Origin of the sequence: Paraburkholderia ferrariae NBRC 106233 (genome assembly GCF_000685035.1) — a bacterium.
Lineage (GTDB): Bacteria > Pseudomonadota > Gammaproteobacteria > Burkholderiales > Burkholderiaceae > Paraburkholderia > Paraburkholderia ferrariae.
The window spans coordinates 128,274-153,597 of the sequence record NZ_BAYB01000019.1 but is presented as its reverse complement, the minus strand read 5'-3'; the positions used below and the strand labels follow the sequence as shown (position 1 = coordinate 153,597).

The following is a 25,324-nucleotide window of genomic DNA, read 5'->3' as shown; positions in this document are numbered from 1 at the left end:
GTTAGGCCCGGCTTACTCCACCGCTGCGCGCGCCGTCCCCCCGCGCCGGTTCTCCCACCACACCCGCAGCCGGTCCATGTAGAGATAGACCACGGGCGTCGTATAGAGCGTCAGCATCTGGCTCACGATCAGCCCGCCCACAATCGAGATACCCAGCGGCGCGCGCAACTCGGCGCCTTCGCCCGTGCCGAACGCCAGCGGCAGCGCCCCCAGCAGCGCGGCGCAGGTCGTCATCATGATCGGCCGGAAGCGCAGCAGGCACGCCTGATGGATCGCGTCGCGCGAGTTGAGCCCCTGGCGCGACGCCTCGATGGCGAAGTCCACCATCATGATCGCGTTCTTCTTCACGATGCCGATCAGGAGAATCACGCCGATCAGCGCGATGATGCTGAACTCCGTGCGGAACAGCAGCAGCGCGAGCAGCGCGCCTACGCCCGCCGAGGGCAGCGTGGAGAGGATCGTGAGCGGATGGATATAGCTCTCGTAAAGAATGCCCAGCACGATATACACCGCCGCGAGGGCGGCCAGAATCAGGATCGGCTGGTTGTCGAGCGATTGCTGGAACGCCTGCGCCGTGCCCTGGAAGCTGCCGTGGATGGTGGCGGGCATGCCGATCTCGCCCATCGTGTCGTAGATCGCCGCCGTGGCGTCCGACAGCGATTTGCCCGGCGGCAGGTTGAACGAGATCGTCGAAGCGACGAACTGGCTCTGGTGATTGACCGAGAGCGGCGTCGTACCCGGCCCGAACGAGGCAATGGCCGAGAGCGGGATCATGGTCTCCTGCGCCGTGGACACGGCCGCGCCCGACGAGGCGCTCGACTTGCCGCTCGCCGCAATCGAGTTGATCGCGAGGTTGCGGGCCGAGTCGGCGGCAATCGCGGCGGCGCTCGTCGCCGTGGTGGCGGCCGTGCCGCCCGTGGACGAACTCGTGGTGCCCGCGGCCGGCCCGCTGACCGTGCCCGCCGTCGCGTTGGTGCTCTGCGCGCCGCTCGCGGTGCCGCCCGAGGTGCTCACCCAGATCTGGTTGAGCATGTCCGGGCTTTGCCAGTACTGCGGCGCGACTTCCATCACCACGTGGTACTGGTTGAGCGGGTTGTAGATGGTCGAGACCTGGCGCTGGCCGAAGGCGTCGTAGAGCGTGTTGTCGATCTGCGAGGGCGTGATGTTCAGCCGCGCGGCGCTGGCGCGGTCGATCGTCACCATCGATTCGAGGCCGCCTTGCTGCTGGTCCGAGTTGACGTCCGCGAGTTCGGGGCGCGCCTGCAGCGCCTCGGTCAGTTTCGGCCCCCACTTGTAGAGGTCGGCCGTGTTGTCGGCGAGCAGCGTGAACTGGTATTGCGCGTTCGACTGCCGTCCGCCCACGCGGATGTCCTGCACCGCCTGCAGGAAGGTGCGCGCGCCCGCCACGTTCGAGAGCGGGCCGCGCAGTTGCGCGATCACTTCGTCGGCGGAGAGCTTGCGCTCGCTCTTGGGCTTGAGCGAGACGAACATGAAGCCCGAATTGGTGGCGCGCCCACCCGAGAAGCCTGCCACCGAATCGACGGCGGGGTTGGACTGGACGATGCGCATCATCTCGGCGAACTTCACCTTCATCGCCTGGAACGAGGTGGCCTGGTCGGCCACGATGCCGCCGACGAGGCGCCCCGTATCCTGCTGCGGAAAGAAGCCCTTGGGCACGACCACGTAGAGGGCGATGTTCAGCGCGATGGTGGCGAGCAGCGTGAAAAGAATGACGAGCGGGTGCGCGAGCGCCCAGTCGAGCGTGTGCTCGTAGCCGCGCTGCATGCGCATGAAGCCGCGTTCGAGCCATTGCGCGAAGCGTCCCTCCGCGGCTTTCTCGTGCGGCTCTTCGAGCAGGCGCGAGCACATCATCGGCGTGAGCGTGAGCGAGACCACGAGCGACACCGCAATGGCGAGCGAGAGCGTGAGCGCGAATTCGCGAAAGAGCCGGCCGACGATGCCGCCCATCAGCAAAATGGGCAGGAACACGGCGACGAGCGACACGCTGATCGAGAGCACCGTGAAGCCCACTTCGCGCGCGCCGAGGAGCGCCGCCTGCAGGCGCGGCACGCCGTTCTCGATATGGCGCGAGATGTTCTCGAGCACGACGATGGCGTCGTCCACCACGAAGCCCGTCGCGATGGTGAGCGCCATCAGCGAGAGGTTGTCGAGCGAGAAGCCCATCAGGTACATCGCCGCGAAGGTGCCGATGATCGAGATCGGCACGGCCACGCTCGGGATCAGCGTGGCGCGCCAGTTGCGCAGGAACAGGAACACCACCATGACGACGAGTGCCACGGCGATCATGAGCGTGTGCTCGGTGTCCTTGAGCGACGCGCGGATCGTGACCGAGCGGTCGGAGGTGGGGATCACCTCCACGTCGGCGGGCAGCGACGCCTTCAACTGCGGCAGCATTGCGACCACGCGGTCCACGGTCTCGATGATGTTGGCGCCCGGCTGGCGGTACAGGATCACGAGCACCGAGCGCTTGCCGTTCGCGAGCCCGATGTTGCGCAGGTCTTCCACGGAATCGACCACTTCGCCGAGATCGGAGAGCTTCACGCCCGCGCTGTTGCGGTAGGCGACGATCAGGTCCCGGTACTGGCTCGCCTTGCTCGCCTGGTCGTTGGTGTAGAGCTGGTAGCGCTGCGGGCCGAACTCGATGTCGCCCTTCGGGCTGTTCGCATTGGCCGAAGCGAGCGCGGCGCGCACGTCTTCGAGGCCGATGCCGTAGTGAAAGAGCGCCTGCGGGATTAGCTCGACGCGCACGGCCGGGTTGGCGGAGCCGCTCACGTCGACTTCGCCCACGCCGTCCACCTGCGAAAGCGACTGCTGCAGCACGGTTGCCGCCGAATCGTAGAGCTGGCCCGGCGTGAGCGTGGGGGAGGTGAGCGCGAGGATCAGGATCGGCGCGTCGGCGGGGTTGACCTTGTGATAGGTCGGGTTCGAGCGCAGGCTCGCGGGCAGGTCGGCGCGCGCCGCGTTGATGGCGGCCTGCACGTCGCGCGCGGCGCCGTCGATGTCGCGGTTCAGGCCGAACTGCAGCGTGATGCGCGTGCTGCCCACCGAGCTTTGCGACGTCATCTCCGTGACGTCGGCAATGCTGCCCAGGTGGCGCTCGAGCGGGCTCGCCACGCTGGTGGCCACGGTTTCGGGGCTCGCGCCCGGCAGCGTGGCCTGCACGGAGATGGTGGGGAAGTCCACCTGTGGCAGCGGCGCCACCGGCAGCTTCGTGAACGCGAAGACGCCGGCGAGCGCGATGCCGAGCGCGAGCAGCGTGGTCGCGACGGGGCGCGCGATGAACGGGCGGGACAGGTTCATCGCGTCACGGCTCCGGGGAGGAGGCGGGACTCGAAGGCGCCGCAGGCGAGCCGCCGCCAAAGCGTTTTCTGAGCCGCTGCGCGATCGAATCGAACGCGAGATAGATCACGGGCGTCGTGAAGAGCGTGAGCGCCTGGCTCACGATGAGGCCGCCCGCAATGGCGATGCCGAGCGGGCGGCGCAGCTCGCTGCCCGCGCCGCTGCCGAGGATCAGTGGCACCGCGCCGAGCAGCGCCGCCATGGTGGTCATCATGATCGGCCGAAAGCGCAGCAGGCACGCCTGATAGATCGCCTCGCGCGGCGCCTTGCCTTCGTGGCGTTCGGCGTCGAGCGCGAAGTCGATCATCATGATCGCGTTCTTCTTGACGATGCCGATGAGCAGCACGATGCCGATGATCCCGATGATGTCGAGATCGTGGCCCGTCATGATGAGCGCGAGCAGCGCGCCGATACCGGCCGAGGGCAGCGTCGAGAGGATCGTGATGGGATGCACGAAGCTCTCGTAGAGCACGCCCAGCACGATGTACATCGTCACGATGGCCGCGAGGATCAGGAACAGTTCGTTCGCAAGCGACGCCTGGAAGGCGAGCGCCGCGCCCTGGAAGCGCGTCTGGAACGAGCCCGGCAGCCCGATGTCCTGCTCGGCCTTCTGGATGGCATTCACCGCCGCGCCGAGCGAGGCGCCCGGGGCGAGGTTGAACGAGATGGTCGTGGCCGGGAACTGCGAGAGGTGCGTGACGAGCAGCGGCGCCGGCCGCTCGCGGAACTTCGCGATGGCCGACAGCGGCACCTGGCCGGCGGTCGAGGTGGCGGAGGGCAGGAAGATCGCATTCAGCGCATCGGTGTAGCGCTGGAGCTGCGGATCGGCTTCGAGTATCACGCGGTACTGGTTCGACTGCGTGAAGATCGTGGAGATGATGCGCTGGCCGAAGGCGTCGTAGAGCGCGTTATCGACGGTCGCGGGCGTGATGCCGTAGCGCGAGGCGCTCGCGCGGTCGATCTCGACGTAGACCGACTGGCCCTGGTCCTGCAGGTCGGTGGCCACGTCGGCCAGTTGGGGCAGTTGCTCGAGCCGGTTCATGAGCTTCGGCACCCAGGTCGTGAAGTCCTCGATGTTGGGCGTGGTGAGCAGGAACTGGTACTGCGTGGGGCTGACCGTCGAATCGATCGTGAGGTCCTGCACCGGCTGCATGTAGAGCGTCGCGCCCGGAATGTGCGCCACGCTCTTCTGCAGGTCGCGGATGATCTCGCTCGCCGTCTCGCTGCGGTCGTCGCGCGGCTTCAGGTTGATGAGCATGCGGCCGCTGTTGAGCGTGATGTTGGTGCCGTCCACGCCGATGAACGAGGTGAGGCTGTCCACGTTGTCGTTCTTGAGGATTTCGGCGGCGAGCGCCTGCTGGCGCTCGGCCATCGAAGCGTAGGAGACCGACTGCGGCGCCTGCGTGATGGCCTGGATCACGCCGGTGTCCTGCACGGGGAAGAAGCCCTTGGGCACGGCCACGTAGAGCACGCCGGTCAGCACGAAGGTGATGGCGAAAACGATCAGCGTGAGGCGCTGGCGCGCGAGCACCCATTCGAGCGCCACGCCGTAGCGGCCGATCACGTAGTCGAAGAACGCGTGCACGCGGGCTTCGAAACGGCGGCTGTCGGCCGGCGGCGTGTGGCGCAGCATGTGCGCGCACATCATGGGCACGAGCGTGAGCGAGACCACGGCCGAGATCACGATGGTGACCGCAAGCGTAATGGCGAACTCGTGGAAGAGGCGCCCCACCACGTCGCCCATGAAGAGCAGCGGAATCAGCACGGCGATGAGCGACACCGTGAGCGAGATGATGGTGAAGCCGATCTGCTTCGAACCCTTGAGCGCCGCGGCGAGCGGGGTCTCGCCTTCCTCCACGTAGCGCGCGATGTTCTCGATCATCACGATCGCGTCGTCCACCACGAAACCCGTTGCGATGGTGAGCGCCATCAGCGAGAGATTGTCGAGCGAGAAGCCGCACAGGTACATGACCGCGAGCGTGCCGATCAGCGAGAGCGGCACCGAGAGGCTCGGAATCACCGTTGCGTAGAGGTTGCCGAGGAAGAGGTACATCACGAGCACGACGAGCACCACCGACATCAGCAGCTCGAACTGCACGTCGCGCACCGAGGCGCGGATGGTGGTCGTGCGGTCGGTGACGATCTGCACGTCGAGCGCGGCCGGCAGCGATTCCTGCAACTGCGGCAGGATCGCCTTGATGCTGTCCACCACCTGGATCACGTTCGCGCCCGGCTGGCGCTGCACGTTCAGGATGATGGCGGGCACGCCGTTCACCCAGGCGCCGAGTTTGGTGTTCTCGGCGCCCTGCACGATGTTGGCGACGTCGGTGAGCATCACGGGGCGGCCGTTGCGGTAGGCTACCACGGCGCTCTTGTAGGCGTCGGCGTCGGTGAGCTGGTCGTTCGCGTTGATCGTGTAGGCGCGCGTGGGGCCGTCGAAGTTGCCCTTCGGCGTGTTGACGTTCAGGTTCGAGATGGTCGTGCGCAGGTCGTCCAGATTCAGGCCATAGGCCGCGAGCGCGCGCGGGTTCGCCTGGATGCGGATGGCCGGCCGCTGGCCGCCCGTGATGCTCACGAGGCCCACGCCCGCGACCTGCGAGATCTTCTGCGCGAGGCGGGTGTCGGCGAGGTCCTGGATTGCGGTGAGCGGCAGGGTCTTCGAGGTGATCGCGAGCGTGAGGATCGGCGCGTCGGCGGGATTCACCTTCGCGTAGATCGGCGGTGCGGGCAGGTCGGAGGGCAGCAGGTTGCCGGCCGCGTTGATGGCGGCCTGCACTTCCTGTTCGGCCACGTCGAGCGGCAGGTCGAGGCTGAACTGCAGCGTGATGACCGACGAGCCCGCCGAGCTTTGCGACGACATCTGGTTGAGCGACGGCATCTGGCCGAACTGGCGTTCGAGCGGCGCGGTGACCGAGGACGTCATCACGTCCGGGCTCGCGCCCGGATAGAAGGTCTGCACCTGGATGGTCGGGTAATCGACCTCGGGCAGGGCGGAGAGCGGCAGAAAACGCAGCGCGACGAGGCCGACCAGCATGATCGCCGCCATGAAGAGCGCGGTGCCGACCGGACGCAGGATAAAGAGGCGGGACGGATTCATGCCGGATTACTGGCCTTGCGGCTGCGAAGCGTGGTGGCGGTGGCCGTGGTGCGCGCCCGAGGCGCCCGACGGGGCCGACGCGCCCGATGCTCCCTGCGCGCGCTTCGGACGTTCGGCCGGGATCGTGATCTTCGCGCCTTCGCGCAGGCGGTCCGAACCGTCGGTCACCACGCGCTCGCCCGCAGCGAGCCCGGAGGCGATGCTCGTGCGCTCGCCGTCCACGGGGCCCACTTTCACCACGCGCACGGTCACGGTGTTGTCGGGTTTCACGACGTACACGTACTGCCCCTGCGCGCCGTTCAGCACGGCGGCGGTCGGCACGATCACGGCGTTGTGGATCGTATCGACGAGCAGGCGCGCATTGACGAACTGGTTCGGGAACAGCATCTGGTCCGGATTCGCGAAGTTCGCGCGCAGTTTCACCGTGCCGGTGGTCGTGTCGATCTGGTTGTCGATGGTCTGAAGGACACCGTTTTCGAGCAGCGTGGTGTTGCTGCGGTCGTAGGCGGCCACGGGCATTCTCGCGCCCGTGTGCATCCGCTTGAGGATGGCGGGCAGGTTGTCCTCGGAGACCGTGAAGATCACGCTGATGGGCTGCAACTGCGTGAGCACGACGATGCCGTTGGTATCGCCGGGGGTCACGTAATTGCCCGGATCGACCTGGCGCAGGCCCACGCGGCCCGAAGCCGGCGCCGTGATGCGCGCATAGGTGAGGTCGAGCTTGTAGGTGTCGATATTCGCCTGATCCGACTTGACCGTGCCTTCGTACTGCTGCACGAGCGAGGCCTGGGTGTCCACCTGCTGGCTCGCGATCGAGTCCTGCGCGAGCAGCGTCTGATAGCGCTTGAGATCGACCCGGGCCGTGGCGAGCAGGGCCTGGTCGCGCGCGAGCTGGCCTTCGGCATTGGCGAGCGAGATCTGGTAGGGGCGCGGGTCGATCTGGGCGAGCGCATCGCCCGCCTTCACGATCTGGCCTTCCTCGAAGTGCACGCTCTGCAGCGTGCCGGAGAGCTGGGTGCGCACCGTGACGTCGGCGAGCGGCGTGACGGTGCCGAGCGCCGTGATCACGATCGGCATGTCGCCGTTCGCAGCGGTGGCCACGGTGACGGGCTGCGGCAGGTTCGCCATCGCGCCCGGACCGCCGTGGCGCATGCGCGCTCCGGCCGGCGGCTCGCCCGCGCCGCTTTCCGGGGCCTTGTTCCACGGATGCCAGCGCAGCAGCACGATGCCTGCGACCACCAGCACGGCCGCCAGCGCGACCAGCTTGCCGCGGCGGCTGCGCGGCGCGGGCGAGGGGGCAGACGGGCTGGACGGAGACGGCGTTTCTCGACGGGGCGATTCCAGATTCTTCTCTTGTTGATCCATCGTTCAGGTCGTAACTGCAATCAGGTTGAGCGGTGGGCGTCGGCAGGCATGAGCCTGGACAGAGGGCCAGGGGCTGCGGCCTGGGCGCTGTCGAGCGCGCGCGGCGCGCAATTTGCCGATGCTACGCGAAGCGGGCGAAAGGTTGATGTCAGGTGCCGATGCAGCCCGGCAAACGGCGGCAAGGCGTGGGGCCGGCGCGGCGGGCGCCGGGCTGCATCGGCCGTGGCGGGCGGTGGCTGGCGGTGCGCAAGAGCGCCGGCTGGCGAGGGCCGGGCAGCCAAAAAGCATGATGCTAGTCGGTGCCCGGGGGAGCGTCCAGTCGGCTTTCTTTCAATACGTTACGTGCGTGACAGGCGCTGCAGCCGCGCTGGCGGGCGCCCCGGAGGGGGCGCGGCGCGGCCTGATCGACACGCTCAGCCGACAGCGGGCAGGCACACGGTGCCGCCGATTTCGGCGACGATCTTCGCGATGCATTCGTGCAGCGCCGGCACGGCATGGGTGACGAGCCACTCGCGCGGACATTGCTGTGCCGCGCCGCCGCAGTTGATGGCGTACCGCTCGCCGTCGGGGCCCGCGAAGGCGCCCGCGATGGCATTCAGGCCCTCGTACCACTCGCCGATCGCCATGCCGTAGCCCTGTGCGGCGGTTTCCGCGAGTGCGGCGTCCAGCCGGCTGCCGACGAAGCCCCAGTCGTTGCCCGCCGCGGCCTGGAGCGACGCGGTCAGCGTGTCGCGCTCGGTGGGTGCGAGCGAGGCGAGGTAAGCGCGGCCCACGGCCGTGCGGCTCATGTCGATGCGCGAGCCCACTTCCAGCCGGGAGACGAGCAACGCCGAGCGCGGCCGGATGGCGTCGATCACGACCATCTCCAGGCGGTCGCGCACCGTGAGATGGACCGAGAGCACCGTGCGTTCGGCGAGCCGCGTGAGGAAGGGCCGGGCGCGGCTACGGATGTCGGAGTTGCGCAGGAAGCCGTTGGAGAGGTCGAGCACCGCCGACGTGAGCACGAAGCGCTCGCTGTCGGGCAGCCGGGCGAGAAAGCCCGTGCTCACGAGCGTACCGGTGAGGCGCGACACCGTGGGCTTGGGAATGCCCGTCAGGTCGGTCAGCTCGCGATTGCTCACCGGCGCATCGGCGGCGGCAATGCAGCGCAGCACGGCGAGACCGCGCGCGAGCGCCGTCACCTCGTCGGCTGCACCGTCTTTGTCGCGAGGCGTCTCGGCACGCGTTCGCGGATCGGCAGTAGAAGTCATCTCAGGGGATTTTTGCGTTTTTTTGAAACAATATTTCAGCACATATTGTCGCCTGAGGGAACGCCCTCATGCATCGCCGCGCACCAGTGCGGTGCACTCAGGCCATGAAGTTAGGGGTAAAATGATCGCCGGATAGCGGCCGATGCGCCCGGTTGCCGATTCCCGGCTTCTGGATAGATTTTGCTTGACTTAGTCAGCAGGCCGGTAAAAAATGGAATGACATTTCGATTGACCCCGCAGAGCGCGGGGTTTTAATGTGCCGGAGTTTATGCAATACGCATAAATTATCATGGCGGTTCCACAAGGCAAGCGCCAGTCGAAATACCCCCTCTCAGGTTCTAGCACGGCCCTCGGAATGGCTAGAACTTTTAAGGCGTCACGTGCACACGTGACGCTTTTTTTTTGATTGCCGCGAGGCAATCGGACGTGACGCTGCGCGCGGCCATCGACAACATCGGGAACCGCCGCTACTGGATGTACCAGTACGCGAACTACATCGCCCCGGGCGATCCGCGTACCGTGAGCCTGAACGCGAAGATCGACTTCTGACGCGCCGCGCGCAGCCGCCAGCGGAGCCGGCGGGGCGATAGGGCGACAGGGCGGCGCAGATCAGGCCACCGTCTCCCGCTCCGGCGTGGCCGTGATCTTGTGGATCGAGAGATCGGCGCCGTTGTATTCCTCCTCCCGGTCGATACGCAGGCCCACGGTCATGCGCAGCGCGCCGTAGACGATCGTGCCGCCGAGCGTCGCAAGCACAATGCCGCCCAGCGTGCCCGCCACCTGCGCCCAGAACGACACGCCGCCCATCCCGCCCGCCCAGCGCATGCCGAAGATGCCGGCGGCGATGCCGCCCCACGCGCCGCACAGCCCGTGCAGCGGCCAGACGCCGAGCACGTCGTCGATGCGCCAGCGGTTCTGCACGCAGGTGAACATGGTGACGAACAGCACGCCTGCCACCGCGCCGGTCACGAGCGCGCCGAGCGGATGCATGAGGTCCGAGCCCGCGCACACGGCCACGAGGCCGGCGAGCGGCCCGTTATAGGTGAAGCCCGGGTCGTTGCGGCCCGCGAGCCAGGCCGAGAGCGTGCCGCCCACCATCGCCATGAGCGAGTTCACGGCCACGAGCCCGCTGATCTTGTCGATGCTCTGGGCGCTCATGACGTTAAAGCCGAACCAGCCCACCGCGAGCACCCAGGCGCCGAGCGCGAGGAACGGGATGTTCGACGGCGGATGCGCGGCGACGCGGCCGTCGCGCGTATAGCGGCCGTGGCGTGCGCCCAGCAGTATCACGGCCGGCAGCGCGACCCAGCCGCCGAACGCATGCACGACCACCGATCCCGCGAAATCGTGAAACGGCGCGCCGAAAAGGTGCGCGAATGCGTCCTGGATGCCGAAGCGGCCGTTCCAGACGATGCCCTCGAAGAACGGGTAGACGAAGCCCACGATCACGAAGGTCGCGAAGAGCTGCGGATTGAACTTCGAGCGCTCGGCAATGCCGCCCGAGACGATGGCGGGAATGGCCGCCGCGAACGTGAGCAGGAAGAAGAAGCGCACGAGCGCGTAGCCGTTGTGCCGGGCGAGCACGTCGGCGGGATCGAAGAACTGCACGCCGTAGGCGATCGTGTAGCCGATGAAGAAGTAGGCGATCGTCGAGACCGAGAAGTCCACGAGGATCTTCACGAGCGCATTGACCTGGTTCTTCTTGCGCACGGTGCCGAGCTCGAGAAAGGCGAAGCCCGCGTGCATCGCGAGCACCATGGCCGCGCCGAGCAGCAGGAAGAGCGTGTCGGTGCCGGTCTTGAGAGTGTCCATCGTATCGTGTCGTGGTTGCCCAAAAAGAGCGCAGGCAAGAGCAAGATGCGGGCCAGTGCCGCGCCAAAGCGGTGAATCGGGAGCTGGCGCAGGCGTCGATACGGTGCGCGCGCGCACTGCATCGGGTGGGCGCCGGGCGGTGCGTGTTCGAGTCCGGTGCGCAAGCTCTGCCCGCAAGCGCGGCACGGCGGCACAATTTCGGTGCGTACGCCCGCACATGGGGATGTCAGGCGCCAGATCGGGGCGATTTATTCGATTTTCCTTTCTGCCTTGCCGACGCTAACCGGCGCAGAGGGACGCGGGCGAAGCCTTGCAGCTTGAACACAGGAGACATACGGAAGCTACAGAGGCTGCCCCTCGTGCACAAACGCCGACATAATGGCCAGATCGATTTATAACGTCCGGAATCCCCGAACCCGCCACTGCATGCGACTAACGACAAAAGGGCTGTTGCTGATCGCGATTCCCGCCCTGTTCGAACTCACGCTGCTCTCGGGCATCGTCAAGGCCGAGGCCGACGCCGAAGCCGCCGAACGCTGGAGCCAGCACAGCCAGGAGGTGCTCGAGCAGGCCGGGCGTGTGCTCGAGCCGGTGCTGATCGAATCGGTGCAGTTGCGCGGCGCCGTGGCGGCGGCCGACACGGCCTTCTCGACCCCGGTATCGACGTGGGTGGACATCGACCAGCGCATCGACCGCCTGGCCGAACTCGTGGCCGACAATCCCGCCCAGGTCGAGCGCGCCGTGCAGATCCGCCAGGCGGTGCAGAACTACCGGCAGTGGTCCGACCGCATTCAGGATCTGCTGCATTCGGGACGCAACGGCGAGCTCACCGACCGCTTTCGTCTGCTGACGGGTTCCGACGTGCTCGACCGCGTGCGCGCCCAGATCACGGCGTTCCAGACCGAGGAGCGCCGGCTCGACGTACTGCGCGTGACCGCGGCCGAGACTGCGCGCGCGCAGCAGCAGACGCTCGTGATGGCGGCGGTGGTGGGCTCGATCGTGCTCGTGGCGCTCGCGGTGTGGGTCTTCACGCGCGGCGTGCGCGGGCGGCTCGACACGCTCTCGGACAACGCCAGCCGGCTCGCGGGCAACGAGCCGCTCGCGCCGCTCACCTCGGGCAACGACGAGATCGCGCGGCTCGATCTGACGCTGCACCAGATCAGCCAGCGGCTGATCGAGGCCGAGCGCCTGCGCGTGGGCTTCCAGGCGGACCTCGCGCGCCGCGCGGACCAGCTGGCGCAGATCAACGAGAACCTGCGCCAGCAGACCCAGGAAAACGAGATGTTCATCCACAGCGTGTCGCACGATCTGCGCGCGCCGCTCGTGAACCTGCAGGGCTTTTCGCGCGAGCTGGACCATGCCTGCGACGATCTGCGCGAACTGGTCGGGCGTTCGTCGCTTTCGCCCGAGGCGCGCGAGCATGTCAACCGGGTCGTCGACGAAGACATTGGCGTGGCGCTGCGCTATCTGCAGACGGCCGTGCTGCGCGCCGCCCACATCATCGACGCGCTGCTGCGGCTCGCCCGGGTGGGGCGCGTGGAATACCGGAGCCAGCGCGTGAACGTGCAGGAACTGGTGCAGCGCGTGGTGGACGCGATGCATGGCTCGATCCGGGCCCGCAACGCGACGGTGAGCGTGCGGCCGCTGCCGGCCGTCTGGGGCGACCCGACCGCGCTCGAGCAGGTTTTCGCGAATCTCGTGGGCAATGCGCTCAACTATCTCGATCCCACGCGCGACGGCAAGGTCGAGGTCGGCACCGCGCCTGCGCCGCCGGGCGTGGCGTCGCTGCAGATTTTCTATGTGCGCGACAACGGCCTTGGGATTCCCGAAGTGGCGCTGCCGCGGCTCTTCCAGGCGTTCCAGCGCATGCACGGCAACGTCGCGCCGGGCGAGGGCATCGGGCTTGCGCTCGTGCGGCGCATGGTCGAGCGCCACGGCGGGCGTGTGTGGGTGGAATCGCGCGAGGGCGAGGGATCGACCTTCTACCTGTCGCTGCCCGACGCGCTGGCCGTCGTGCCGCAGGCGCCCGGCGAATCCGATGGCGCGCTCGTGGTTCAGGACGAGGGGGATGGGGAGGACGACAGTGCGGGTAGCGGCGGGGACAACGGTGGGGATAGCGGCAGGGATAGCGGCGCGGCCGGGGAGGCCAGGGAAGGCTTCATACCGCCGAGCCCGCTCGCCGAGGCGTTGCGCCGCGCCGGCGGGGCCATCGACCGCGGCTGATGGAGCGCGTTGAAGTCCGTTGAAGTCCGTTGACGCCGGGCTGCCCGCTGCTATCAAGTGCCGAAGAGACGCCGCGAACGCAGCAGCCAGGTGCCGCGGATTGCCCAGAAGCCGCCCGCGCAGCCCAGCAGGAGCGCGACGGCGAGCATCGCGCCCGGCGGGGCGGTCAGCCCGAACGGCAGGGCGTGCGGGAACACCAGGCAGCGTTCGAGCGTCAGCAGGGCACCCCAGAGCGCGAGTGCGGCCTGCACGACGAGCCGCGTGCCGAGCCGCAGGCGCGCGCGGTCCACGCGCGTTGCGTGACGCTTGGCACGCGGGCAAAAAAAAGCGATCGCCAGCAGGGCGATCGCGAGTATCGCAATCCAGTCCGTCAGATCCATCACCGCTATCTCTAGAGCAAACGAGCACTCTAGGAGGCCGTGTCTCCACGGAATATCGGACCTGTCTTAAAAGATCATGCTGGACTTGCCGCTTGCCTCGCGCGCGGAAGGTTCAAGGCTCGATCCGCGTACCGAGCAGCACGAGAAACTGCCGCAGCCATTCGGGATGCGCGGGCCACGCCGGGGCGGTGACGAAGGGGGCATCGGTGACGGCGCTGTCGATGGGAATGTCGGCGTATTCGCCGCCCGCCAGGCGCACTTCGGGCGCGCACGCCGGATAGGCCGAAATGCGCTTGCCCCGGATGACCTCGGCCGCCGCGAGCAGTTGCGCGGCGTGGCAAATGGCCGCCACCGGCTTGTTCGCACTCACGAAGTGACGCACGATTTCGATGACCTTCGGATCGAGCCGCAGATATTCCGGCGCGCGGCCGCCGGCGATGGCGAGTGCGTCGTAGGCCGCGGGGTCGATCTCGTCGAAGCTGGCATTGAGCGCGAACTGGTGGCCCGGCTTTTCCGTGTAGGTCTGGTCGCCCTCGAAGTCGTGGATGGCGGTCTTGATCCGCTCGCCGGCCTTTTTGCCCGGACACACGGCATCGACGCGGTGCCCCACGGCCTGTAGCGCCTGGAACGGCACCATCGTTTCATAGTCCTCGGCAAAGTCGCCCGTGAGGAACAGAATCTTCCTGACTGCCATTGCATGCCTCCTGCGTTGATTGATGGAACACGGCAAACCCTCGGGCAGTCTACTCCAGCATGATTGAAGCTTCCGTTACGCGTCCTCCTTCCGGCATCGCCTGGCGCCCCTATGTGCCGGGCCGCGATGCCGCGCCGCTCGCCGCGCTCTTTCGCGCCGCGGTCATCGCGCTTGCCGCGCCGCACTACGACGCGGCGCAGCGAGCGGCATGGGCCTCGGGCGCCGACGATCTCGCGGCGTTCGATGCCCGTCTTGCGCGCGGCACGACGCTCGTGGCCGATTGCGCGGGCGCAAGCGTCGCGTTCGGGCAGCTTTTCCCGGCCGACCACGTGGAGATGCTGTATGTCGCGCCGGCGTGGGTGCGGCACGGGCTCGCTTCGGCGCTGCTCGCGCGGCTGGAGGCATGCGCGCGCGGGGAGGGCGCGAGCGTGTTGCGCACGGAGGCCAGCGTGCTTGCCCGCCCTGTGTTCGAGCGGGCCGGCTTTTCGCTGGTCGCCATGGAAGTCGTAGGGCGCGGCGGCGTATCATTGCCGCGTTTTCAGATGGCCAAGCCGCTTCGCGCGGCCAATCTTTCAGGATGACCATGTATTTCAAGGTATCGATACGCGCGGCCGCCGTGCCCGTTCTGGCCATGGCCGTACTCGCCGCGGGTTGCAACAAGCAGAATCCGCCGCCCGCCGATCTCGCGGGCAAATCGGCCGACGCCGTGCAGCAGGCGGCCCAGCAGGCCGCCCAGAAGATGGCCGATCAGGCGAAGCAGCAACTCGATCAGGCAGCGAGCTTCGTGAACCAGCAGGTCGATGCCGCGCAGCAGCAGCTTGGGAGCGCCGCTTCTGGGGCGACGCAGGCAAGCGCTTCGACCGGCGAGCTCGCGTCTTCGGCGCAAGGGCAGTTGCGCGATGCGGCAAGCGCCGCGCAGTCCCTGCTCGGTCATGCCGCGGCGGCGACGGGCACGGGGCTTCAGTTCGCCGGGCGCTCGCTCCAGCAGTGGGCGAGCAGCGCGGCGGCGGCTTCCGCGGCGGCGGCATCGTCGCCCGCAGCGGCGAGCCAGTGACGCTGCGCTCGCAGCGCCGGGCTTGGCGCTTCGCGCTTGACGATCTCAATTAATGTAATTATCATGGTTACACTTTTCGATGCAGGTTTGCCGTGAACACGAGTAGCCGCTTCGCGTTTGCTGTACACGTGCTGGCGCTGCTCGCGCAGCAGGAGGGCGCACCGCTTTCGTCGGAGATCATCGCGGGCAGCGTGAACACGAATCCCGCACTGATCCGGCGTCTGCTCACGATGCTCGCCAATGCGGGCCTCACGGCATCGCAGCTCGGTGCGGGCGGCGGGGCGTTGCTCGCGCGCGAGCCCGGGTCCATCACGCTGCTCGATGTCTATCGCGCCGTGGACGACGCCCAGCTCTTCGCCATGCACCGCGAAGAGCCGAATCCGGCCTGCATGGTCGGGCGGCATATCCAGCACACGCTGCGCGGCGTGATTGGGGATGCGCAGCGCGCGATGGAGGCGTCGCTGGCGGGGCGCACGCTCGCCGACGTCGTCGAGGACGTGGAGCGCAGCGAGCGCAAACTGGAACGCGCGCGCTCGCCACGCCGGACGTGAGCGACACGGGCGACACGAGCGACACGAGCGGCATGATCCATATGGGCCGTATCGAATTGTCCATCGGGGCTATGCCCCGTTTTTTAGCCGCTTATATGTAACTATATTGGTTACATAAATTCGAACAGGAGCCGTAACATGAGCAAGTCGCTGAATATCGCCCTCTTTGGCGCAACCGGCACGATCGGTTCGCGCATCGCCGCCGAAGCCGCACGGCGCGGCCACCGCGTGAGCGCACTGGCGCGTCAGCCCGAGCGCGTCGCTGCCGGCCCGAACATCGTCGCTTCGAAGGCGGATCTGCTCGATGCGGCCAGCGTTGCCGCCGCGGTGCGCGGCCATGACGTCGTCGCGAGCGCCTATGCGCCGCCGCACGACCGTGTGGCGGACCTCCTGAGCGCGAGCCATGCGCTCGTCGAGGGCGTGCGCGCGGCGGGGCTCAAGCGCCTCGTGGTGGTGGGCGGCGCAGGCTCGCTCGAAGTCGCGCCCGGCAAGCAACTGGTCGATTCGGAGAGCTTTCCCGCTGCGTGGAAGGGCATTGCGCTCGCGCATCGCGATGCGTTCAACTTCTATCGCACCGTGACCGATCTCGACTGGACCTTCTTCGCGCCGGCCGCGATGATCGCCCCGGGCGAGCGCACGGGGCAGTTCCGCACCGGCACGACCGCGCTGATCGCCAATGCGGCGGAGGAAAGCCGCATTTCCGCGGAAGACTACGCGATTGCGTTCGTCGATGAACTAGAGCAAGGCCGCTTCATCCGCGAAATCGCGACCGCGGCTTATTGAGGGTACGACGCTGCGGGGAGGGGCGGGAAGGTGTGCGGCTGACGTTCTCGCTGCATTCGCGCTGACATTCTGTTACGCACCCGCGCCGCGCAGGCCGCGCCAGTGCGGCTAAACTGGAGCGCTCCGATTTCGCCCCTTTCGACATGAATCCATGCTCTGGACGGGACGCTGCGCTCGCCCGGCCACAGTCCGCCGGGCGCCGCCGCGCGTCCGCTGCTGTCTCCCGCGCCGCAGCAGTGCGCGGCGCGCACGCGGGGCTCGATGCGGGGCCCTTGCTGCGCCGCGGCCTGCTGATGCTGTTCGCATGGCTCGCGCTCTGGTGCGCGAGCGTGCCGCCTGCTGCCGCCCAGGCCGCGGTGGCCCCCGTTCTTCCGGCATTGAAGAGCCTTATCACCGGTCAGGCTGCCGCGGCATCGGGTGCCTCGGCGGCCGAGGCCGCTTCCGCGCCGAGCCCGGCGAGCGAGGCCGAGTTCGCGCGTTCGCTCGACAGCGTGATCTCGACGCTCGACAACGACCGGCAGCGCAACGCCCTCGTTGCCCAGTTGAAGAAGCTGCGCAACGCTTCGCAGAACGTCGCACCCGTGCCGGCTTCGGGCGCGGAGGCGACGTCGGGGCTGCTCGGCGCGATCGCGTCAGGCCTTTCCTCGGTCGAGGCGGACGCGCGCCGCGGCCGCAGCCCGCTGCACTACTGGGCCGGGCGTTTCACCGCCGCCGGCAACGAGCTCTATCTGCTGGCGACAGGCGAGGACGACGAGAGCCCCGGGCACCTCGTCCTCGACATGCTGGCGACTCTCGTGGGCTGGGGCGCTTGCGCGATCGGGCTGCGCTGGCTCGTGCGCCGCGTGCTGCGGCGCTTCTCCGTCGATACGGGCCTGCAGCCCAATCCCACCACCATCGAGCTTGTCGTGTTCGCCCTGCAGCGGGTGGGGCCGTTCATCCTCGCCTTCGTGGCGGTGCTCGTCGTGGAGCGGGCGCTGCCGCAGGCCGTCGGCCGCACCATCGGGCTCGTGATCGCCTATGCGGTCGTGGCGGGCGCGGTGTTCTCGGCGATCTGCCTCATCATGTTTTCGCTGTTCGGCTCGGGGCACCGGCGTGCCGCCGTGCGCGTGCTGATCGCGCGCGGGCGCCGGCCGCTCTTTTGGATCGGCGTGTTCAGCGCGCTCGGCGACGCGGCGACCAACTACGAGGTCGCGCATCAGATCGGCCCCAATCTGGCCGCGCTCGTTTCGACCTTCGCCAACATGACCGCCGCCGTGCTCACCGCCACGGTCGCCCTGTCGTTCAGGCGCCCCGTTGCCCATCTGATCCGCAATCGCGGCTATCAACTGCGCCACGATCACAAGGCGCTCACCGAAATCTTCGACGTCCTGGCCTCGCTGTGGCATCTGCCGATGCTGCTGCTGGCCGTCGCGTCCGTCGTCGCGACCCTGGGCGGCATCGGCAGCAGCGAGAACGTGCTGCAGATCTCCATCGTCACGGCGCTGCTGCTCGTGCTCGCCTTCTTCCTTTCCGCGATCGTGCGGCGCGTCACGCGCCCGGACATGACGCGCGTGCGCCGCCGTTCGCCGTATCTGCGCCGGCTCCTGCGCTTCGCGGGCACGCTCGTCATCGTCTTCATCTGGCTGGCCTACTTCGAGTCGTGCGCACGCCTCTGGGACATTTCGCTCGCGCGCATCATCGAAGCGAGCGTGGCCGCGCGCGGCATCGCACACGCGATCTTCGCGATCGGCGTGACGGTGTTCCTCGCGTGGCTCGTGTGGATCGTGCTCGATACGGCGATACTCGAAGCGCTCAATCCCAGCGGCCCGCGCACCAAGGGCCGCGCGCCCAGCACGCGGGCGCGCACCATGCTGCCGCTCGTGCGCAATGCGGTCCTCGTGACGATCCTCACGATCGCGGGGATCGTCACGGCGGCCAATCTCGGCATCAACGTGACGCCGCTGCTGGCGGGCGCGGGCGTGATCGGTCTCGCGATCGGCTTTGGCGCGCAGTCGCTCGTGAGCGATCTCATCACGGGGCTCTTCATCATCATCGAGGAGACCATCTCGGTGGGCGACTGGATCGATCTCGACAACGGCCACGCGGGCACCGTGGAGCATCTGTCGATCCGCACGGTGCGCCTGCGCGACGGGCAGGGCGCGATTCACGCGATTCCCTTTTCGCAGATCAAGATCGTGAAGAACCTCTCGCGCGATTTTGCATACGCGGTGTTCGAGGTGCGCGTGCCGTTCTCGGTCGAACTCGATACGGTCACGCGGCTGATTCGCGAAGTGGGCGCGGAACTGGTGGCCGATTTCCGCTACCGCCGCGAGATTCTCGGGCCGGTGGAAGTGTGGGGCCTCGACCGCTTCGAGCCGAACTGGATGGTGGTGAAAGGCCAGATCAAGACGCGGCCGCTCCAGCAGTGGAGCGTGGCGCGCGCATTCAACGCGCGGCTGAAGCATCGCATGGACGAAGCGGGCATCCCAATGCCCGTGCCGCAGATGCAGGTGCACATGTCGCCGCGCGGGGAGGACCTGCTGGCGGAGGACGAACGCTCGCCGCACGGGGCGCTTCATGAACCGCTTCATGAACCAACTCATGCGCCAACCCACGGGCCACACCATGCGCCTGTGCAACCCGGCATGACGCGCGATGCGTCGCACGAGCCGCGTCCGGCGCCGCCGCCCACGGGCGGCCCGGACGGCGCGCCGCCGCAAATTCCCACGGCGGGCGGAGCCGGCAGCCGCGGCTAGGGCCGGTCGGTGATGGGCATGGCGCGTCCGTCGTGCGCTACTGCGGGCAATAGCGGCAGCACCTCGTTCACGCCGGTCGCCATCCGCGCGGCACTCACACCGTAGATATGCAGCGAAACGGCTGCCGCGTCGCTCTCGTTCGCGAGCCGGTGGATGAGCCGGTGGATGCCTTGCCGGCCGCGTCCGCCGAACGACACGGCGCCCGGGGCGCGCGGATGCGCGCGTACCGCGGCGGCGCCTTCGCGCGCTTCGTCCCACGTGTAGATCGTCTCCGTGAGCGTGCCTTCGAGCACCGCGTAGCCGCACCACGTGTGGTGCGCGTGCACCGGACTCGCCTGGCCCGGCTGCCAGACCAGCGCCGCGACGGTGTAGCGCGCCTCGCGATCGGCGAGGATCAGGTGGCGGCGATACGTCGTCGCCGAGCCTTCGCGTTCGGCGGCGGTGACGAGGGCGTGGTCGGCCAGCGCCGCACCCAGCGCGGCGCGCAGCGCCTGCGCGAACCGTGCGCAGCGCGACGGGTCGGCCGGCGCGGTGCAGGCGGCGAAGGCCGCGTCGAGCGCCGCGCGCAGGCGGCCGACAGCCGCCTCATGGTCTGCGGCGGCATGCGCGGGCGCTTCGGCGCGAAAGAAAGCGGGCTCGGCGGGAAAGTTCATCGCTGGTCGGATTCAAGAGACTCGGATGAACTCATTTATAGCGTCTTGCGTCGAGAAAGAGTTTCCCTATAATTTTCCTTTGCAGGCTCTGGATAGAATAAATTTCTACGTAAGGGGAAGAGCGGAAATGGATGTCATCGACAGAAAGCTCGTCGAGCTGTTGCAGCAGGACGTCACGATGCCGGTTGCCGAACTGGCGCAGCGCGTGAATCTCTCGCAAACGCCATGCTGGAAGCGCGTGCAGCGGCTCAAGGAAACCGGCGTGATTCGCGCGCAGGTGGCGCTGTGCGACCCGAAGAAGCTGGGGGTGGGGACGACCGTGTTCGTCGCGGTGCGCACGAACCAGCACACCGAGGCCTGGGCGCAGAGCTTCACGCGCGCGATCCAGGACATTCCCGAGATCGTCGAAGCCTATCGGATGAGCGGCGAGACCGACTATCTGCTGCGCGTCGTGGTCTCGGATATCGACGATTACGACCGGGTGTACAAGCAGTTGATCCGCGCGGTGCCGCTCTTCGACGTGAGTTCGAGCTTTGCGATGGAGCAGCTCAAGTATTCGACGGCGCTGCCGGTGCGGGCTTTGCGCGCCGAATGATGCGACCGGCGTGCAAGCCGCCTGCAAGGCCCCGGGGCGTAAAATGCACGCTTACTTCCTCTCACCCTGGCGAGCCATGAACGATCCGCGCAAGAAGAGTCCCACCTTTGGCCTTGGCGTGTTTATCGTGGTAGTGCTGCTTTTCGTGATCTTCACCTTGCTCTTCAACGCGATTCGCGGCAAGCGCGAGTACGACGAAGCCAATCCGGCGCCGCCGGCCAGCGCGGCGGCGAGTTCAGCGGGCTCGCCTGCGGGCGGTTCGGGTCAGTAACGCCCCGGCGGCGCGCCAGACACGGGCCGCGGCTCAGGCCTGCGGCAGCCGGATCACGCTTGCGTCCTTGCGGATGAGCCAGGACGCGGCGACCATCTGCTTGCACTGGTGCGCGAGCAGCTTCAATTCCTGCGTGAACTCCGCCGAAGGCCCGAGCGCGCGTTCGGCTTCCACCACCATCGTGTCCAGATCGCGCGTGAGGCGCTTCGTCAGGTCGATCTGATCGGCGGGCGCGGGCATGCCGGCTTCGGCGGCCGCGAGGTTGTCGTGCACGCAGGTCATGGCCCGTTCGAGCGCGTCCAGCGCGACGGTCTGGCCGGGCCTCGCGGCCGCGCGCAGGAGCGGCGCCGCCGCCGTGATCTGCGAGGCGAGTTCGTGGCTGCGGACCAGCAGATCGTTCAGTTCTGCGACGAACTTCTGTGCCGACTTCGGCTCCAGCATCATGCGCTGGAAGGCCTGGCCCAGGTTCGCGAAGGCCACGTGCACGTCCTTGCGCGCGAGGCGGTAGCGGAAGTCGGTGGGCGGCGCTGCGCTGCCCTGTGCGCTTGCCTTCGCGCCCGATGCGGCGACGGGTTGGATGGGCTCGGCTGACGCGGCGGCCCCGGAAAACGGCGCGCCCGCGAACGCGGGCTGCGGCTGCGCGGTGCGCGCTCCGAACCCCCAGCTCGCTTCGAGATACTTGCGCGTCGCGGCGATCATGTCGTTCACGAGCTTGCCCATCAGCCGGTATTCCCAGTACGGGAACAGATGGCTCGCGCCGATGGCGATCATGCAGCCCACCACGGTGTCGATGGCGCGCTCGCCGATGATGCGCATGCCGCCCGGCGCGAGCAGATGGAACATCAGCAGCACATACGCCGAGGTGAACACGACGCTCGCCGTGTAGTTGAAGAGCAGCAGGCTGTAGCTCATCACCATCGCCGCGAACATCGAAACGAGCAGCACGAGCGGCTGCTTCACGATGAGGATGAGCGCGACGCTCGCCGCGCAGCCGATCAGCGTGCCGACAATACGCTGCGCGTTGCGCTGGCGCGTGAGCGAATAGCCGGGCTTCAGGATGATGATGCTCGTCATCACGATCCAGTAGGCGTTGGTGAGCGGCAGGATGCGCCCGAGCCAGAAGCCCACGGCCACCGCGATCGTCACGCGCAGCGCATGGCGAAAGCTCGGCGAGGCCATCGTGAGGTTCGAGAAGATCTGCAGGTACGACACGCGGCGGTTCGTGACGAAGCGCTGCAGCGCTTCGTCGATGCGCAGTTCCGTTTCGGTGGGCGGCACCTCGCTCGTGAGGCTGCGCCGCATGCGGTCGATCAGGCGCGTGGCGCTCCAGATGCGCCGGAACGACGCCGAGATCGCCGCATAGGCTTCGGGGTCGGTCCGGGCGAGGTCGCGTTTCTTGAGCAGTTCGAGTTCGTATTCGATCGCACGCAGTTCGGCCTTCACGTTCACGCTCGTGCGCGGCGGTTCGTTCTGCAGCACGGCGAGGCCGATGTCTTCGAGATCGGCGGCGGCCTTGCGGATCAGGTCGCGGTAGAAGATCAGCAGATCGGAGCCGCCGAACGTATTGCGCACGAGCGGGTAGTCCATGTGCGCGCCCACGAAGAGCTCGTGCAGATCGACCGTGTTGATGAACAGGTTGAAGTGCATTGCGCGCTTGGGATCGAGCTTGCCGCGCCGGAACTTCGGCAGGTTGCGCAGCACGATGTCGCGCGCGGCGTCCTGGCGCTCCACGGCGGCAATCTGCCTGGCGACGAGGTTGCGATAGCACTCGTCGAGATCGTTGTCGAGGTCGTAGAACTGGGCGCGCGCGAGCAGGTAGTCGGCGCAGGCGAACACGCTCTCCGCAATGGCCTGCTGCTCGATGCGGTCCAGCATGAGCTGGCTCACGAGCGTGGACCAGCCGGTGTACCAGAGCCCGCCCAGCAGGATCCACAGCGCGTTGATGAGGGCCTGGTGCGGCGTGAAGTGATCCTCCAGCGTCATCACCATCATGAACAGCGTGGCGAAGCTGATCTGCGGCCAGCGGTTGCCGTACACGACGATCAGCGAGAGCACGAAGGTGAGCGGCACGACGGTGGCCCACAGCGCGACGGGATTCACGGTCGCGAGGCCGGTGGCGTAGGCGGCGAGGAAGCCGATCACGCTGCATGCGAGCATTTCGTTGCGCTTGTACTTCAGCGGACCGGGCATGTCGACCACGCAGGCGCCGAGCGCGCCGGTGGAGATCGTGAAGCCGAGATCGCTCTTGTCGAACACGAACAGGCACAGCACGGCGGGAAGCGAGATGCCGATCGCGATGCGCAGGCCGCCGTAGAAGTACTGGCTATAGAGGAATTTGCGGATTTCTACCGAATAGCGCATCGACTGCCGGTGGGTATGCGAAAGCGGACGGTGCGCCGCGGACTGGCGGTGAGTCTAACTGATTTCGCCGGCATTCCGGGCGCCTGTGTCTTCCCGGCGCGCGCCGCTCAGACGGATGCGAGGGGGCAGGCGCGCGAGCGGATCTCAGGCCGTCGGGTCGCCCAGCAGCCCATGGGTGCCGCGGATGCGCCGCATGCGCGTGCGATACCAGAAGGTCCAGGCGAGGAGGCCGCCGAACACGCTGTAGCCGAGGATCGGCGAGACGACGAGGAAGCGCTCGATCGGCCACGTGGCGGCGAGCCAGGCGCGCAGCGCCGCGTCGGCGGTCAGGCCGAGCCCCCAGACGGCGGTGAGCACGCGCATGGCGGAGGCGAACTCGCGTCGCTCGGCCCACAGCATCTCGAAGCGGGCCACGCCCTCGGGCGTTTCGCGCGCGACGGTCGCGCGCGCGAGGTAGAACACGAGCGGGCGGCGCGCCAGCAGCGAGGCGAGGAAGGTGACGCCGATCGCGCCCGAGGCAAGGCATTCGCGCATCAGCAGCACGCGCGGGCCGCCGCCGAACGCCATGGCGAGCAGCGACAGGGCGATGCCGAGCAGCACGATTGCGGCGAGCGCGTCGATGCGCCGAAAGCGCACGAGCTCGACGATGCTCCAGGCAACCGGCGGAATTGCCGATGCGATCAGGCCGCCCACTTCGCCGTAATGCGGATGGGCGAGGCGGTACGCGACCCAGGGGAGGAGCAGATTGACCGCCAGTTCGGCGACGAATGCCGGGCGCAGCTTCATGGCAGGAGGATGAGCGTCGTTATGATCGAAGTATGGCCGAACGGTGACGGATCGGCAAACCGCGTTCCCGCGGCGTCCAACGCATGACGCAATGCGCGTGCCCGGCGCGCGTGCGCCTGTGCGACACTCGCGGCTTGTCCGCCCCCTGTCCCGCATGCCTGTTGCCATGACCCTGCGCCATTCCATCGCCCCGCACGAAGTCGAACTGGTCGCCGTACGCGCGCAAGGCGCCGGCGGCCAGAACGTCAACAAGGTGTCGAGTGCGATTCATCTGCGCTTCGATATCCGCGCATCCTCGTTGCCCGAGGTCCTCAAGATGCGCCTGCTCGCGCTGTCCGACCGGCGGATTTCGAGCGAGGGCGTGGTCGTGATCAAGTCGCAGGAATACCGGACGCAGGAGCAGAACCGGGTTGCGGCGCTCGCGCGGCTCGACGAACTGATCGCGGGCGTGAGCGTGACGCGCAAGGCGCGCGTGCCGACCCGGCCGACGCGCGCTTCGAAGGTGCGGCGCCTCGACGGCAAGGCGCGTCAGGGCGAAGTGAAGGCGGGGCGGCGGCGGGTGGTGGAGTGAGGCGGCAAGGCGTTGATGCGGCCCGGATGCCGCGTGGATGCCCTTCAGTGCGTCGTATCGGGCACGTCGAGGATCAGGATGATGGTCCAGTCGGCGTCGCCTTCGTGGTGATACTGGCGCTCGGCGACGATGAACGGCTGCTGCTTGCCGTCGGGCCCGAGGAACAGCACGTCGCCCTCCATGGGCAGGCATTCGATCGGCGGCAGGGCGAGATAGGCGTCCTGCTTGCCGCCGCGCGGCATCAATTTTTCGATCTTGCGGGATGCCGCTTCCGTCCATTCGATATCGAGCTGAATGTTGCTCATTCTGTTCTCCGCGCGAGGGGCGCACCGTTACTGGGTCAATGGCTGGGTCAATTCGAGGTGCGCGACTTTAGCATACCGCGCGCGGGGCGTTCCCAACCCGCCGGGCAGGACGCCGCCCGGCGCGCGCCGCTCATCGGCCGATGAAAAGCCGATAAAGCGCCGATAAAAAAGCCGGCGCCGGTTGCCCGGGCGTCGGCTTTATCGTCCTGGCTACCTTCGCGCCGCGAAGCGCGCTGCCTTACTGAGCCGGCTTCTTGTGGTGATGCGGCTTGCCGTGCTCCTTCATGTTCATATCCATGTGCATGGGAGCGGCTTCTTGTCGTGCCTGAAGGTCTTGCGCGTGCTGCTCGATATCCGCGGCCTTTTGCGGATCGGTGCTCATCGTGATGCCGTTTTCGTCCTGCGCATAGGCGGCTCCCGTCAGGGCAGAAAGCGAAATCAGGACTGCGAGGGACACTTTTTTCATCACTACCTCCTT

At 67.6% G+C, this 25,324-nt stretch carries 22 protein-coding genes; 10 read left to right on the top strand and 12 right to left on the bottom strand.

The genetic code is table 11. The features are described 5' to 3' along the window. Positions 1–12: 12 nt before the first annotated feature. The 4 genes from BFE01S_RS21090 to BFE01S_RS21075 all read right to left on the bottom strand — a co-directional run bounded on the left by BFE01S_RS21090 (position 13) and on the right by BFE01S_RS21075 (position 9,072). Complete coding sequence (locus BFE01S_RS21090; RefSeq protein ID WP_028227207.1) at positions 13–3,321, bottom strand: efflux RND transporter permease subunit; 3,309 nt, start codon at positions 3,319–3,321, stop codon at positions 13–15. Between the two features lie 4 nt (positions 3,322–3,325). Next, positions 3,326–6,457 carry an MdtB/MuxB family multidrug efflux RND transporter permease subunit gene (locus tag BFE01S_RS21085; RefSeq protein ID WP_028227206.1) on the bottom strand — a complete coding sequence of 1,044 codons (3,132 nt, stop codon included), beginning with the start codon at positions 6,455–6,457 and terminating at the stop codon, positions 3,326–3,328. 6 nt (positions 6,458–6,463) lie between these two features. After that, positions 6,464–7,822, bottom strand: coding sequence for an MdtA/MuxA family multidrug efflux RND transporter periplasmic adaptor subunit (locus BFE01S_RS21080; RefSeq protein WP_084170077.1), 1,359 nt, complete (start codon positions 7,820–7,822; stop codon positions 6,464–6,466). A gap of 413 nt (positions 7,823–8,235) precedes the next feature. Beyond that, a complete protein-coding gene (locus BFE01S_RS21075) occupies positions 8,236–9,072 on the bottom strand; it encodes an IclR family transcriptional regulator (RefSeq protein WP_028227204.1) in 837 nt (278 codons plus the stop codon). A 426-nt stretch (positions 9,073–9,498) separates the two neighbouring features. Here BFE01S_RS21075 and BFE01S_RS46280 point away from each other — a divergent pair, with 426 nt between their 5' ends. Then, complete coding sequence (locus BFE01S_RS46280; protein WP_281177408.1) at positions 9,499–9,621, top strand: hypothetical protein; 123 nt, start codon at positions 9,499–9,501, stop codon at positions 9,619–9,621. Between the two features lie 60 nt (positions 9,622–9,681). Here the strand turns inward: BFE01S_RS46280 and BFE01S_RS21065 are convergent, their stop codons facing one another. Then, entirely contained in the window at positions 9,682–10,884 is a 1,203-nt protein-coding gene (locus BFE01S_RS21065; protein ID WP_028227203.1) for an ammonium transporter, read from the bottom strand. A 426-nt stretch (positions 10,885–11,310) separates the two neighbouring features. Here BFE01S_RS21065 and BFE01S_RS39535 point away from each other — a divergent pair, with 426 nt between their 5' ends. Then, positions 11,311–13,107 (top strand): sensor histidine kinase, encoded by a 1,797-nt coding sequence (locus BFE01S_RS39535; RefSeq protein WP_084170076.1) that lies wholly within the window; start codon positions 11,311–11,313, stop codon positions 13,105–13,107. Positions 13,108–13,160: 53 nt separating this feature from the next. Here the strand turns inward: BFE01S_RS39535 and BFE01S_RS21055 are convergent, their stop codons facing one another. Further along, positions 13,161–13,490 carry a hypothetical protein gene (locus BFE01S_RS21055; RefSeq protein ID WP_407668233.1) on the bottom strand — a complete coding sequence of 110 codons (330 nt, stop codon included), beginning with the start codon at positions 13,488–13,490 and terminating at the stop codon, positions 13,161–13,163. Positions 13,491–13,599: 109 nt separating this feature from the next. Beyond that, a complete protein-coding gene (locus BFE01S_RS21050; protein WP_028227201.1) occupies positions 13,600–14,181 on the bottom strand; it encodes a DJ-1/PfpI family protein in 582 nt (193 codons plus the stop codon). A 59-nt stretch (positions 14,182–14,240) separates the two neighbouring features. Between BFE01S_RS21050 and BFE01S_RS21045 the strand changes: the two genes are divergently transcribed. The 5 genes from BFE01S_RS21045 (at position 14,241) to BFE01S_RS39530 (ending at position 19,304) form a co-directional block, all read left to right on the top strand. Next, positions 14,241–14,762 carry a GNAT family N-acetyltransferase gene (locus BFE01S_RS21045; RefSeq protein WP_042338127.1) on the top strand — a complete coding sequence of 174 codons (522 nt, stop codon included), beginning with the start codon at positions 14,241–14,243 and terminating at the stop codon, positions 14,760–14,762. Positions 14,763–14,764: 2 nt separating this feature from the next. Beyond that, a complete protein-coding gene (locus BFE01S_RS21040; protein ID WP_245621157.1) occupies positions 14,765–15,235 on the top strand; it encodes a hypothetical protein in 471 nt (156 codons plus the stop codon). A 92-nt stretch (positions 15,236–15,327) separates the two neighbouring features. Then, positions 15,328–15,786 (top strand): Rrf2 family transcriptional regulator, encoded by a 459-nt coding sequence (locus tag BFE01S_RS21035; RefSeq protein ID WP_028227198.1) that lies wholly within the window; start codon positions 15,328–15,330, stop codon positions 15,784–15,786. Between the two features lie 138 nt (positions 15,787–15,924). Next, positions 15,925–16,569, top strand: coding sequence for an NAD(P)-dependent oxidoreductase (locus tag BFE01S_RS21025; RefSeq protein WP_028227197.1), 645 nt, complete (start codon positions 15,925–15,927; stop codon positions 16,567–16,569). Positions 16,570–16,712: 143 nt separating this feature from the next. After that, the gene (locus BFE01S_RS39530) at positions 16,713–19,304 is read left to right on the top strand and encodes a mechanosensitive ion channel family protein (RefSeq protein WP_084170075.1); all 2,592 of its coding nucleotides are present in this window, start codon (positions 16,713–16,715) and stop codon (positions 19,302–19,304) included. Here BFE01S_RS39530 and BFE01S_RS39525 read toward each other — a convergent pair. Continuing rightward, the gene (locus BFE01S_RS39525) at positions 19,301–19,957 is read right to left on the bottom strand and encodes a cysteine dioxygenase family protein (protein WP_042338123.1); all 657 of its coding nucleotides are present in this window, start codon (positions 19,955–19,957) and stop codon (positions 19,301–19,303) included. The genes BFE01S_RS39530 and BFE01S_RS39525 overlap by 4 nt on opposite strands. Positions 19,958–20,084: 127 nt before the next feature. On the opposite strand from BFE01S_RS39525, the gene BFE01S_RS21010 reads away from it, so the two are divergent. Both BFE01S_RS21010 and BFE01S_RS21005 read left to right on the top strand, forming a co-directional pair. Continuing rightward, positions 20,085–20,552, top strand: coding sequence for an Lrp/AsnC family transcriptional regulator (locus tag BFE01S_RS21010; RefSeq protein ID WP_028227196.1), 468 nt, complete (start codon positions 20,085–20,087; stop codon positions 20,550–20,552). Positions 20,553–20,628: 76 nt separating this feature from the next. Further along, positions 20,629–20,823, top strand: a complete 195-nt coding sequence (locus tag BFE01S_RS21005) for a hypothetical protein (protein ID WP_028227195.1) — start codon at positions 20,629–20,631, stop codon at positions 20,821–20,823. A 33-nt stretch (positions 20,824–20,856) separates the two neighbouring features. On the opposite strand, the gene BFE01S_RS21000 is transcribed toward BFE01S_RS21005, so the two are convergent. After that, positions 20,857–23,184 carry an FUSC family protein gene (locus BFE01S_RS21000; protein WP_028227194.1) on the bottom strand — a complete coding sequence of 776 codons (2,328 nt, stop codon included), beginning with the start codon at positions 23,182–23,184 and terminating at the stop codon, positions 20,857–20,859. Between the two features lie 144 nt (positions 23,185–23,328). Next, positions 23,329–23,970 (bottom strand): VC0807 family protein, encoded by a 642-nt coding sequence (locus tag BFE01S_RS39520; RefSeq protein WP_042338120.1) that lies wholly within the window; start codon positions 23,968–23,970, stop codon positions 23,329–23,331. 166 nt (positions 23,971–24,136) lie between these two features. Between BFE01S_RS39520 and arfB the strand changes: the two genes are divergently transcribed. Next, complete coding sequence (arfB, locus tag BFE01S_RS20990; protein WP_028227193.1) at positions 24,137–24,541, top strand: alternative ribosome rescue aminoacyl-tRNA hydrolase ArfB; 405 nt, start codon at positions 24,137–24,139, stop codon at positions 24,539–24,541. A gap of 44 nt (positions 24,542–24,585) precedes the next feature. Here the strand turns inward: arfB and BFE01S_RS20985 are convergent, their stop codons facing one another. Both BFE01S_RS20985 and BFE01S_RS20980 read right to left on the bottom strand, forming a co-directional pair. Continuing rightward, positions 24,586–24,846 (bottom strand): hypothetical protein, encoded by a 261-nt coding sequence (locus BFE01S_RS20985; RefSeq protein ID WP_028227192.1) that lies wholly within the window; start codon positions 24,844–24,846, stop codon positions 24,586–24,588. Between the two features lie 238 nt (positions 24,847–25,084). Next, positions 25,085–25,312 (bottom strand): hypothetical protein, encoded by a 228-nt coding sequence (locus BFE01S_RS20980; protein WP_028227191.1) that lies wholly within the window; start codon positions 25,310–25,312, stop codon positions 25,085–25,087. Positions 25,313–25,324: the final 12 nt, after the last annotated feature.

Bases quoted from the DNA above. Each gene is read 5' to 3' on its own strand.
- BFE01S_RS21090 (WP_028227207.1), bottom strand. From the start codon at position 3,321: ATGAACCTGTCCCGCCCGTTCATCGCGCGCCCCGTCGCGACCACGCTG.
- BFE01S_RS21085 (WP_028227206.1), bottom strand. From the start codon at position 6,457: ATGAATCCGTCCCGCCTCTTTATCCTGCGTCCGGTCGGCACCGCGCTC.
- BFE01S_RS21080 (WP_084170077.1), bottom strand. From the start codon at position 7,822: ATGGATCAACAAGAGAAGAATCTGGAATCGCCCCGTCGAGAAACGCCG.
- BFE01S_RS21075 (WP_028227204.1), bottom strand. From the start codon at position 9,072: ATGACTTCTACTGCCGATCCGCGAACGCGTGCCGAGACGCCTCGCGAC.
- BFE01S_RS21065 (WP_028227203.1), bottom strand. From the start codon at position 10,884: ATGGACACTCTCAAGACCGGCACCGACACGCTCTTCCTGCTGCTCGGC.
- BFE01S_RS39535 (WP_084170076.1), top strand. From the start codon at position 11,311: ATGCGACTAACGACAAAAGGGCTGTTGCTGATCGCGATTCCCGCCCTG.
- BFE01S_RS21050 (WP_028227201.1), bottom strand. From the start codon at position 14,181: ATGGCAGTCAGGAAGATTCTGTTCCTCACGGGCGACTTTGCCGAGGAC.
- BFE01S_RS21045 (WP_042338127.1), top strand. From the start codon at position 14,241: ATGATTGAAGCTTCCGTTACGCGTCCTCCTTCCGGCATCGCCTGGCGC.
- BFE01S_RS21040 (WP_245621157.1), top strand. From the start codon at position 14,765: ATGTATTTCAAGGTATCGATACGCGCGGCCGCCGTGCCCGTTCTGGCC.
- BFE01S_RS21025 (WP_028227197.1), top strand. From the start codon at position 15,925: ATGAGCAAGTCGCTGAATATCGCCCTCTTTGGCGCAACCGGCACGATC.
- BFE01S_RS39530 (WP_084170075.1), top strand. From the start codon at position 16,713: ATGAATCCATGCTCTGGACGGGACGCTGCGCTCGCCCGGCCACAGTCC.
- BFE01S_RS39525 (WP_042338123.1), bottom strand. From the start codon at position 19,957: ATGAACTTTCCCGCCGAGCCCGCTTTCTTTCGCGCCGAAGCGCCCGCG.
- BFE01S_RS21010 (WP_028227196.1), top strand. From the start codon at position 20,085: ATGGATGTCATCGACAGAAAGCTCGTCGAGCTGTTGCAGCAGGACGTC.
- BFE01S_RS21005 (WP_028227195.1), top strand. From the start codon at position 20,629: ATGAACGATCCGCGCAAGAAGAGTCCCACCTTTGGCCTTGGCGTGTTT.
- BFE01S_RS21000 (WP_028227194.1), bottom strand. From the start codon at position 23,184: ATGCGCTATTCGGTAGAAATCCGCAAATTCCTCTATAGCCAGTACTTC.
- BFE01S_RS39520 (WP_042338120.1), bottom strand. From the start codon at position 23,970: ATGAAGCTGCGCCCGGCATTCGTCGCCGAACTGGCGGTCAATCTGCTC.
- arfB (WP_028227193.1), top strand. From the start codon at position 24,137: ATGACCCTGCGCCATTCCATCGCCCCGCACGAAGTCGAACTGGTCGCC.
- BFE01S_RS20985 (WP_028227192.1), bottom strand. From the start codon at position 24,846: ATGAGCAACATTCAGCTCGATATCGAATGGACGGAAGCGGCATCCCGC.
- BFE01S_RS20980 (WP_028227191.1), bottom strand. From the start codon at position 25,312: ATGAAAAAAGTGTCCCTCGCAGTCCTGATTTCGCTTTCTGCCCTGACG.